This window comes from Pseudoalteromonas aliena (genome assembly GCF_038155085.1).
Lineage (GTDB): Bacteria > Pseudomonadota > Gammaproteobacteria > Enterobacterales > Alteromonadaceae > Pseudoalteromonas > Pseudoalteromonas aliena_A.
In genome coordinates this window covers 88330-99102 of sequence record NZ_JBAKAU010000015.1, presented here as the reverse complement: position 1 = coordinate 99102, position 10773 = coordinate 88330, and the positions used below count along the sequence as shown (strand labels likewise).

The window sequence follows — 10773 nt, the reverse complement described above, 5'->3', positions numbered from 1 at the left end:
TAGCTTGGCTGTTAGAACTCAATCTGTACGAGTGCCCACACAGATGATTGCTTTACATTGTTAAAGAACGTTGCGATTAAAGTGTTAAACTTTATCTCGCTAGGGCTGCGCATATTACGCTTTCCTATTTTTTTGTCAATACTTAACTTTGTTAAACTTGAAAGTTTTCAACACTAAGTTTTACTCGACTCACTAAGTAGCTCATGCCTCGCTATGCGTTGCGCTCTGCCGTCTCAGTGGGGTCGCATTATAGGGAGATCCAAAAACAGATCAACCCTTTTTTGAAGAAAACGTGAAATAAATGACTGTTCGATGAATATTTGAGCTAAATACGCTAAAAACACAACATAACTAGCACTTTTTTAACATTTAATACCTTTTAAAGTGTTTGTTATAGCCTGCGCTATCAAATAATAATGTCTATTGTTCTGCTACTAGGCCGTATATCTAAAAGCTATAGTTAAAGCCAGCGTAATAACGACGGCCTGAGTAGCTAGTATTGAGTAATCGTTCATCGGTGTCATTTCCTAAACGTGTTACTGATTCAGATTTAGTTAAATTAATAACCGCTGCGGTAAGGCTAAGCCCATCGTATAAATTTACAGATGCATTTACATCGAGTTGTTCGTAAGGGTCTTGGTATACATTTAACCCGCTATTTAAACCGAGTACTGTTTCGCCTCGCTTATTATAAGAAGCACGTACATTAAAATAATCAGCTTCGTAATAAACAGATGTATTGTACTGATATTTAGCGCTGCCAATTAATGGTGATTGACCGAACGCTTCGCCATTTATAGTAACGTCTGCTTTATTAGTTTTGTTGTAGGTATAGTTTGCGTAAAACCCGAAGCCATTATCAAATGCATGCTGAATAAATACCTCCGCGCCTTTTGATACTGCATCGGTGCCATTACCTACAGTGCTATAGGGTGCAATAGTAATAGTACCACTTTCTACTATATTGGTTTTTCCTACAAAGCTTTGCTGTGCATCTATTACAAGCGGGACGACAAAGTTATCGACCTTTTTGTAAAACAGTGCTAAACCAGCTGCTGAGCCTTCGCTGTAATAATACTCAATAGATAAATCACTTTGTACTGACTCAAACGGCTTTAAGTTTTTATTACCGCCGCTGCCACTAAAGCCAGAAAGCTCGTTAAATGCAGCTCTATCATCTGCCCATTCATCTGACACAAATGTAATGCGTTGCTGCGCACCTAAATCGCTATAGTCAGGACGAGACATTACTTTAGCTATTGCCCCGCGAATAACTAAATCATCGGTTGCATCCCAGGCTATATTAAAACTTGGCAAAACTTGAGTGTCTTTATTCTGCTGAGTGACTAATTGATAGTCTTCTACAAAACGAGCGTCACCTGTTACTGGCTCGCCTGTCTCGTCATTGGTGTGATCTAATTGGTAGGTATATAAGTCAGTAGATGAAGTAAGTGTTTTTGTTTGCACAACACGCACACCCAAATTACCTCTTACTTCACTAAATTCAAAATCACCTTGTATATAAAAAGCCGATATTTTTTCTTCTATATCGTAAACAAAGTTATCTTCAATTCGCGTATAAGGTACATAATTAGCAGTAACCATATCGCGGTATTTATTCCAGTCGATACTTGGCATTTGGTTTATATCAAAACCACCAGCAATATTATTCTCACTAGTAAATACATTTTGAGCTAATGGCATTCCACCATTCCACTGGTAGCTATCAAAACGGGTAATACCTTGCTCACTAGCTTCCCCTGCAGCTATATCAAAATTTGGATCTAAAAAGAAGGTGTTGCCGGTTTCACGGTGAAGAGTTGAGTTGCGGTATTTAACACCGGTTCTAATTGTTTTTAAAAAACCCCAGTCAATATAAAAATCAACATCTGCTTGATAGTAGTCTTCTTCTAGCTCACTGCGTACAAAGCTTGAGTTTGATGAACCAGCATCACGCCCACCACCAATGCCATTTTGTAAGTTAGCGAGTGTATTTGGATCAATATTAAGTGATACATTATCTTGCTCTAATGACCAACCAGCCGTTTGAGCCGCATTTTGAATAGTCGCAGCGTTTTCGCCCGCGTTAGAACTTTTATACGCTGCTTCCCAGCTTTCCTCTGGGCCGCCCTCTGATTGTGTATTACCCACTACAAAACGCGCTTTAAAATTATCACCTTCATAGGTTAAATTAAAATCAAACGTGTCTGAAGTTGACTCTTCACGCACATAGCTTCCGCGAATCCACGGAAACTGCATATCATTTTCGACGCCGCTTGCCATTGCATCGTACTGCATACCTGTTGCAATAGTGCCTGTTTCGTCGAGATTAACCGCCGTTAAAAAATCTGGGTTGAGTGACCATTCAGGTATATCAATTACAGACTCAGTTCGGTCTTGCCCGAGTGTAAAACCAAAATAATTAAAACCTAGCTCTAAACGATTTGTTGGCCGCCACTGCGTACTAAATTGAATCCCTTCGCGTTCACGCTTTTCGTTCAGTACTGAGCCACGCACTACTTGCGGGAACCACACCCCATCGTAACTATTACCGTTAGAATCATTAATAGCATCCCAGCCATTGTTGTTATCAACTGAGTTGCCAGCAACATCAGTAGGTTGGCCATCACCGGTGTAGCGCCATACATTTGCATCGGTACCACCAGAGAGCGTTCTATTTGTTCGCTCTTGATAGGTATAGCCTACTAAAACACCAAAATTTTCGTCGTCATTTTTCCATGAATACAAACCCGTAAACTGCGGCTCATATTCTTTTGTAACATCAGCGTAAGTACTCTCTACATTAAATACACCTGAGTTCGCCTCCATACTTAATGGCTTTCGGCTCTGCATTAATACAGTACCGCCAACACCGCCTTCATCTAAACGCGCTTCAGGCGATTTAAATACTTCTACGCTTTCAATCATAGCGGAGGGTAATAATGTATAATCAAAAGAACGCGAGGGCTCACCCGGCGAAGACGCTATAAAATTACCATTAAGCTGTGTAAAGGTAAGTTCTGACGACAAACCACGAATACTGACTGAGGAACCTTCTCCACCGTCACGCTCAATTACCACACCAGGTACACGCTGAAGCGAGTCGGCAACGTTTTTATCAGGGAACTTACCAATATCTTCTGCTGTAATTGCATCAACCACAGAGCCTGACATACGTTTTACATCTAAGTTTTCGGCCATACTTGAGCGAATACCACGTACTTCTATAACTTCTATATTTTTTGTATGCTGCGAGTTTTTATCTTCTTGCGCAGCAAAAGTATACATAGAACCAAAAGCAGAAATAACTGATACACAAAGCGTTGAAAAACGAAAAGAAAAATGATTTGTTGATAACATGAAGGAGGTTGTTCCATTTAAATTTGCTTTAAGAAAATTAAAGCAAATAGTTAATCCTTTTACGCAGATAGGCCACGTAATGGTAAATTTTTTTGCAAATCATACATAGCCAAACTTAATGCTCCATTAACAAAATAAAAATGGCTTGTTAAATAACCTTATTGTTAATTGTCTTAATAACATCGCAAAGCTCCAAAAGTGTAGGCTTTCCTCCTAAATAATTAGTATCAATATGATAACTATTCCCCACCCAAAAAGGAGCTTTAGTTGAGTTATGCCCATGTATTGAAAAGTCGACCCCGTGACTACTAATTACCTTATTTTGTTTTACTACTTCGCGATCCCACAATAAAGATTGTACGGTCACCGATTTATCATCAGGATAATTTTCCCAATCCCACGATTGTGCAAATGTATGAGACAACCCTATTTTATAACCACGATATTCAAGTACTATTGAAAGCGGTTTAGTTAGTAACTCATCGCACATAGCACTGAGCTTTTCACTTGATACAAACTTGTACCAATTGCCACCATTGTCAGTCCATAATTTAAAAGCCGCTTTATCATTACTTAATAATGATTCCAACATTAAATGCTCATGATTACCTAATATCAAACATGCTTTAATGGCCTGTAAATATGTAAATAAGTCATATGTTTTATCCCCGCGATCAACAAAATCGCCTAGGCAAAACAAAGTATCTCTTCCAGGGTTAAAATTTACGTTATTAAGTGCGTTTTTTAAGGCTGGTAAATCACCATCAAGATCGCCAATTACAAATACTCGGCACTCATCATTAATAAATATGGCTTGTTTTGAAGATACAGCCTGAATAGCGTTAATACCTATATCCAAAATAGACTCCTATAGAATGCAATCTAAAACTTAGATTAATACTTGAGTTTATAAAGCCTTAAGGTAACACAATATAGTAGATAATTAATGAAGGTAATAGATTTGATTAAAGCTAAAAATACATTACAGCGGGCTTTAGCTACGAGTTAAATAAGTAATGTTAGTAATATTTTTAATCTATCGTAAAAACAACTTAGCAAAATACCTAACCAGCTATTTGCCGGTTAACCGCACAAATTTTTCTGCTAGTTCGTCCAAGGTTTCACACTTATTAGGATCGGGCTTTATACAGTCAATAGGGCAAACACTTACACAGGTAGGTTTATCGTAATGACCTACACATTCAGTACATTTATTTGCATCTATTTGGTATATTTTAGCGCCCATATAAATAGCCTCATTTGGGCATTCTGGGTCGCACATATCGCAGTTAATGCACTTACTATTTATGAGTAAAGCCACTTATAAGCCTTTCCAGTTAAAATTCATATAAAAAAAATAAGCAAAACACAGGTGTGTGAAGGCTAACTTTTGTGTAGCTCTAGTTTAATAAAAAACCTTTGTTTTTCATTAAATCGTAGCACATTCATAACACACCATTTTATTTTTAGGTATAAATTACAGCCGCGAATTATGCCTATTTTTCTCTGTTGCTTTGTTGATCTCAATCAATAAGAATCGCCGCAAGGCCTTTATTTGTAAAGGTGATAACAAAGCTAATAAATTTTTACATATATCGTCCTGTGGCAGCGCTTACCCATAACTATATACCGCTGTCTTTGCTTGCAAACCCTATAAAGCGCTTTTCCTAGGTAGTGCAGATCAATCCCTCTAAAAACGGGAATATCCAAAATATCAGGTGCTTTTGACTTAATGACGACTACTTTAGAACTTGACTCATTTTTAGTGTTATCAAGCATTGATGCCTAGCCAGTAAATTAATTTGTGTAATTGCGCGTTCCATTTTAATACGTGCTGAGCTATTAGCTGAGTGAACGGCTATTGTTGGTGGTACAAAGCCATCAATAAACACTGCTTGCTCAATCCAAAGTAAAACGTCATAGCCAGTGCCTTTATTATCATTTCCTAAATCATGGTCAAGGCTGAGCAGTTTTACTTTACCAGTCTTCAAAAGTTCAATCACTTCATCAGGCCAAAAGGCTCTTAACCAACCGGCTGGTGTTTCCCTTTCATCATCTAAATATACGTTCATAGATTTTTATCACTGAAAAATGTATTTAGACTCTGAAAGCAATAACTAACAACCCTTTAAGCTATATAATAATAGTTATTTTCCACATGGTGCTGGAGCTTGATTACGTATAAATGCTGGTATGTCAAAAATGTCAGTTGATTCTGATTTAGCTTTATTCGATTTTTTTTCTTCAGGCTTTTTGTCTTTACTCAAGTCATCAATAACCATTTTAGAACTCGCGTCCGTAGCAATAACCAGTAGCTCATAATTGGTTGCTAGGCTTTCTATTTTTGAAACACCACAAATAACCAACGCATTTGGGCTCACCTGCTGGCGCACTGTATCGGTAATGAGGTTATAACTACCTAGTGAGATTTCATCTTTGCAATTTACTTGTATTATTACACCCGTACTTGACGACATATCCACTTGATTAACCAGCGGGTTATTGAGTGCCCCATCAAGCGCAGTAGTTAGCTCGCTTTCTTCATTACATTTGCCTACTCCAAGTACAGCATCACCTTGGCAATCCATAATTTTAGCAAAATCGTTTAAATCGACGTTTATTAAACCTTGAAAACAAAGCATATCTATCAACGATTTTATGAGTGAGTGGAGTATTTGGTTTGAGTGTTTAAACGCATCAAATAAACCAATATCGTTACCAAGGACTTCTATCAGTTGGTCGTTTGGGAGAGTAATAACAGCATTAGCATGCTCTTTAAGCTCATTTAAACCTGTTTGCGCTATATTGCTTCTAAACTCACCTTCACTACTAAATGGCAATGTAGCAAGAAATATAATGGGCTTACCTTGCTCACTAGCAAGCTCTGCAATATACGGGCTAGCGCCAGTTCCAGTACCACCACCCAACCCTGTTGCACACAGTATGATATCGCAACCATTAATAAGCGTTAAAAGCTGCTCTTTACTTTCCTCTGCTGCTTGCAGCCCAACTTTAGGATCGGCGCCCGCACCATATCCATGAGTGAGCTCAGCACCTATAAGCACTGCTTCATCACTTTGTGTATGCTCAAGCACTACTTTGTCGGTATTTACGCTGTATAAGAATGCCTGATCAGACTCACGCTGCTCAAAAATACTGTTAAGCGTATTACAACCGCACCCACCAATACCAAATACACCGATTGATAAACCATCATTTTGCTGAATTAATTGAAACATAATCTAATCACTCCTTAACTTTTAAAGGAGCATAACAAATAGGTGCGTCAAAAATTGACGCACCCAAGTTAATTAGCGTTATTGATAGTTACTAGTAGCCGCTTTAAGCTTTGTGGTAATTCTTTTCCTAATGCGCTCAGGTTGTATGACTTCAAGCCAATGAGCACATTTAAATAGCCCATCGGTGAGCTGCTCTGTATCAATAGTTTGGTAGGTAAGTAATACATTTTTTTCATCAATACTTTGCTTATCAGTCAGCTCACCAAGTTCAATAAAACCTTGATTAATAGCTGAGTGTTTGGGGGTATTAACAATAAGCGTTATAGACTTTTGACTCATGCCTTTATTAATAGCACTGCGTAACGATTTTAATTGCTCAGCACTTGGCTCACGTCGTGTCTTTTGCAAAATGTGTACATTGCGAATGCGATAAATCGGCATTTGGTAACACTTCTCGTGAAACTCCCCCACCATAAACTGCGCCATTAACACACCGCCTTGCTCAACTATGTTATAAAAACTTAACTCCGCAAATTTTAGCCAATGTGCCTCATCATAAAGCACCCTATAAAGCTCAGCGCTTACAGCACGCTTATGCTTAATCGCATGCTCAATTTGCGCAACTAATTTGCTATCAATATTCACTTTTAACGGCGGTTTTGGCAGGGTTGAAAGCCAATCGGGCAAATGGCCATTAAAACGTTTAAGCGCCTGCTCTGCTTTAATATGCACTGACTGCTTAACGTCACTCGGGACTGATTGCGGTAATAACTGCTCCAACAGCAAATAATGCTCTGCCACTTCGCTGCTCATTACTTTTGAGTTGCCACCTCGCCACTGCGCGTTAATAGACCAACCATAAGGTTTACTGCGCGTGTCTTTTTCAAGGCCAAAATAACCTTGATCGTAAAGTGATTGGAGATCTCGCTGGAGCATGCGCGATGATAGTTCTACACCGCATTGTGATAAGCCATCCTGCAGTTGTTTCACTGAAATATTTGATGGACTTGTAGGTACAAACTCTAAAATTGAGTTATGACGATGAGTCAGCATAAAAAACCTTTTAACTTTATAAATCGCACATTAAATAAGTCATTTAAATTTATAAAATAACGTTAATTTAAAGTTTAGGTCATAATATCAAAATGGAATAAAACAAGACTATAACTAAAGCTCTGTAGTGGTAAGCTCTTCCATTAACTTTATAAAGCTAGGTTGTTCTGTTAAGCGTTTCTGCAATTCTGAAAATATTTCTAGCACTATATCTACTTGCTTTTCATGGGTCTCGGCATGTTCAAAAAATGGTAACATGGGTTTTAAAATAACAATTGGATGCCATTTATTATATTTCGCTCTTGGCTCTAAAGCCGTGTCTAAAAACTCCCAATCATCAACTAATAATTTTAAGTCAGCTTTAAAGCGAGTGTAATGTGCCGAATTTTTAATTAGTGCTTGTCCGGTGCGATTAAAATCAAATACTAAACAAAGTTTTAATTCATTATTTATAAACTCCTTCACTCCGTGGTCCGCGCCACTAAGTAATACTCCACAGAAAACACCAGGCAACCATTGCCTCTTCTTTTTAACAATAGGGCAAAACTCTAATCCAACCCTAGACTCTGTGCCTTGGCGCTTAAAAACAGGCTCCATACCAATATTTTGTAATGGCCATTCTCGCTCTTGAGCAGTTTTAAAAACAGAGTCTACCTGCTCAATAAACTGTACAGCTTCTAAATAATTAGCGATTGAGAAACGATTCATTGGGTTCCTGGGTCCAAGCCCTTCTGATTTTAATAAAGATAAAAAATCCTCTATTGCCCAACTTACATGCTCATCACTTATTTTTTCGACTAAGTTTTTAAAACAATGATAAATATCCTGCCAACATAACGCCACATCAGGACTTTGAGCGTGCTGAAAAGGGGTAGCTGTTATTAAAATGACTTTATAATTATCATAAATCGTAGATGCATATGTGCGATAATTTTGTAATTGATTTTTATGAAGATCGGCATGCACTTTATGCTCAAAGATAAGTGTAGACCCTTCCCAGCTGATGACTAAATCAGGAAACTTATTAGCAAAATTCTCTTGTGTAGATATATAGACGTCACTTTCAGGAATATCTATTGGTGAAATTAAATGTTCATTAATACAATCAAGTAAAGTATTTAACGCTTCACGATTACTGCGCAGTAACCAAGCAAATGCTTCTGTTATAAAGTTTTCAAGGGGATCACTACCGACACGGGGACGGTATTTCCTTAAGTTTACTAATAAGCTTTCCATTTCTGTTCTCTGATAAATACAATTAAAATTTAGACTAATTAAAATATATCATTCTTTCTAATTTTCACTTAATTATTAAACTGGACTTCCCAGCTTTAATTAAACCCTGCTTAAAGCGTCAAGATGCCCAAAATGATACTTTATTCTTCGTATCATCACTTCAATTTGCTTAATCACCATTAACTTAACTGATCAGTAACACACTTCAGCCTGGCTGTAATCAATTGGTCATATTATTCACTTAGTATTTATTTAAAACAAAATTCTAGACTGAGTAATGAAGACTTTTAAAAGCCCCCTGCCATCAAATTTAAATATTTCTTCTGAACAAAGCGATGTAAAAAACGTTATCAGCCATATTCGTAAATTCATTAGTCGTCGGACCAATAATACAGATGACGTAGACGATCTTGTGCAAGAAGCTCTACTAAGAACATTAAATAGAAATGACACATCAGAAATTGAAAACTTTCAGGCGTATATAAATCAAGTCGCAAAGTCTGTTATGTATAGTGATTGGCAAAAAAATAAAAGCCAACCAAATAATGCAGAAGATATTGAGCTTTTTACAAATGATAATAGCGATCCAGAAGCGCAGTCTATTACAGAACAAAAGCTCGAGCTTGTTAAAAGTGCGTTGGAAGAATTGCCACCGTTAAGAAGAAAAGTATTTAAGCTTCGACGTATTGACGGATTAAGTCGCGAAGAAATTAGTCTGCAATTAAATATGAGCCAAGAATCTGTAAAAAAACATATTACGCGCGCAATGATACAAATAACGCTTAGCATTGAAAAAAATCAATAAAAATGTCCCCTTTATCACACTTTTACGCTCTATATATTTAATAAACGCAGGTTAGGTTTTTTAATGAACGAACAACGCTTAGAACAGGCAGCAGATTGGGTAGATCGGATTAATGATTTAAATGATCATGACCGTGAAGAACTATCGCTTTGGTTAAAATGCACAGAAAATAAGAATGCATTTGAAAAAATAGCCAATGTATTTGGCGATCCTGCTGTTAAACAGGCTCTACACATTTACACTAATCAAAATAGTTTACCGACTCCAATAATTACGTCTAATAGTCAACGTTTTAGGACCTTACCTATGCTCGCGTTAGCAGCTAGTTTTAGCGCTATTGCTTTTGCAGTGTACTGGCTTGCTATATCTCAACAGGCATTTACACCAACACCTATTGCAAAAACCGCAGTTAAATCTAACCTGCCTCATCTTTTAGAAGCACATTTAGGTAAACGTGTATCGCAGTTATTAGATGACGGTTCATATTTGCACTTAAATGCAGATAGTGCGTTAACTGCGCACTTGCTACCACACTCAAGGCAAATCGAATTAAAAAAAGGACAGGTTTTTTTTGATGTAGCCAAAGATAAAACACGGCCATTTATAATAAATTCAGGACAAGCAAGCATTAAAGTACTGGGTACTTCTTTTGATGTAGAGCGCAATAAAGATGAAGTAGTGGTAACTGTGTACGAAGGCAAAGTAGAGGTGTCGGCTTTAGATAAAGTGATATTAACTCCCTCTCAACAAGCTGTTATAAAAAATGGCCATATAACTGTAGATTATAGCCAGCAGTTAGCACAGCTCCCTGCTTGGCGAATGGGTTGGATTGATGCAGAAAAAGAACCTCTAACCAGTGTTATTAAACAATTACAGCGTTACAGCCCTATGGTAATTAAAGTGGATAACATACTAAATAACACACTAATTAGCGGACGATTTAATCTCGAAACGCCACAACAAAGCCTTATGCTCATTGCATCAACTTATAACTGGAAAGTAGATAAGAAGAACAACGTACTTCATTTAACGTTACCTTAAATGAGTAAAAAATATGACTGTATTACTTTGATTATACGA

At 37.4% G+C, this 10773-nt stretch carries 9 protein-coding genes; 2 read left to right on the top strand and 7 right to left on the bottom strand.

The genetic code is table 11. The features are described from left to right. Positions 1-447: 447 nt before the first annotated feature. The 7 genes from V6260_RS14265 to V6260_RS14235 all read right to left on the bottom strand — a co-directional run bounded on the left by V6260_RS14265 (position 448) and on the right by V6260_RS14235 (position 8888). The gene (locus tag V6260_RS14265) at positions 448-3360 is read right to left on the bottom strand and encodes a TonB-dependent receptor (protein WP_341594812.1); all 2913 of its coding nucleotides are present in this window, start codon (positions 3358-3360) and stop codon (positions 448-450) included. A 148-nt stretch (positions 3361-3508) separates the two neighbouring features. Beyond that, positions 3509-4219: a metallophosphoesterase gene (locus V6260_RS14260; protein WP_341594811.1), complete on the bottom strand. Its 711-nt coding sequence runs from the start codon at positions 4217-4219 to the stop codon at positions 3509-3511. 213 nt (positions 4220-4432) lie between these two features. Then, a complete protein-coding gene (locus tag V6260_RS14255; protein ID WP_341594810.1) occupies positions 4433-4681 on the bottom strand; it encodes a YfhL family 4Fe-4S dicluster ferredoxin in 249 nt (82 codons plus the stop codon). A gap of 418 nt (positions 4682-5099) precedes the next feature. Beyond that, positions 5100-5432 carry a cyclic-phosphate processing receiver domain-containing protein gene (locus V6260_RS14250; protein ID WP_341594809.1) on the bottom strand — a complete coding sequence of 111 codons (333 nt, stop codon included), beginning with the start codon at positions 5430-5432 and terminating at the stop codon, positions 5100-5102. Between the two features lie 75 nt (positions 5433-5507). Further along, positions 5508-6599, bottom strand: a complete 1092-nt coding sequence (locus V6260_RS14245) for a cell division protein FtsZ (RefSeq protein ID WP_341594808.1) — start codon at positions 6597-6599, stop codon at positions 5508-5510. Positions 6600-6677: 78 nt separating this feature from the next. After that, a complete protein-coding gene (locus tag V6260_RS14240) occupies positions 6678-7652 on the bottom strand; it encodes a WYL domain-containing protein (protein ID WP_341594807.1) in 975 nt (324 codons plus the stop codon). 114 nt (positions 7653-7766) lie between these two features. Next, positions 7767-8888 (bottom strand): PD-(D/E)XK nuclease family protein, encoded by a 1122-nt coding sequence (locus V6260_RS14235; protein WP_341594806.1) that lies wholly within the window; start codon positions 8886-8888, stop codon positions 7767-7769. Between the two features lie 277 nt (positions 8889-9165). Between V6260_RS14235 and V6260_RS14230 the strand changes: the two genes are divergently transcribed. Continuing rightward, entirely contained in the window at positions 9166-9693 is a 528-nt protein-coding gene (locus tag V6260_RS14230; protein WP_341594805.1) for an RNA polymerase sigma factor, read from the top strand. Positions 9694-9756: 63 nt separating this feature from the next. After that, positions 9757-10734, top strand: a complete 978-nt coding sequence (locus V6260_RS14225; RefSeq protein ID WP_341594804.1) for a FecR family protein — start codon at positions 9757-9759, stop codon at positions 10732-10734. The last annotated feature ends 39 nt before the right edge of the window (positions 10735-10773 follow it).

Coding starts and splice junctions, on each gene's coding strand:
- V6260_RS14225 (WP_341594804.1), top strand. CDS start 9,757: ATGAACGAACAACGCTTAGAACAGGCAGCAGATTGGGTAGATCGGATT.
- V6260_RS14265 (WP_341594812.1), bottom strand. CDS start 3,360: ATGTTATCAACAAATCATTTTTCTTTTCGTTTTTCAACGCTTTGTGTA.
- V6260_RS14245 (WP_341594808.1), bottom strand. CDS start 6,599: ATGTTTCAATTAATTCAGCAAAATGATGGTTTATCAATCGGTGTATTT.
- V6260_RS14230 (WP_341594805.1), top strand. CDS start 9,166: ATGAAGACTTTTAAAAGCCCCCTGCCATCAAATTTAAATATTTCTTCT.
- V6260_RS14240 (WP_341594807.1), bottom strand. CDS start 7,652: ATGCTGACTCATCGTCATAACTCAATTTTAGAGTTTGTACCTACAAGT.
- V6260_RS14250 (WP_341594809.1), bottom strand. CDS start 5,432: ATGAACGTATATTTAGATGATGAAAGGGAAACACCAGCCGGTTGGTTA.
- V6260_RS14235 (WP_341594806.1), bottom strand. CDS start 8,888: ATGGAAAGCTTATTAGTAAACTTAAGGAAATACCGTCCCCGTGTCGGT.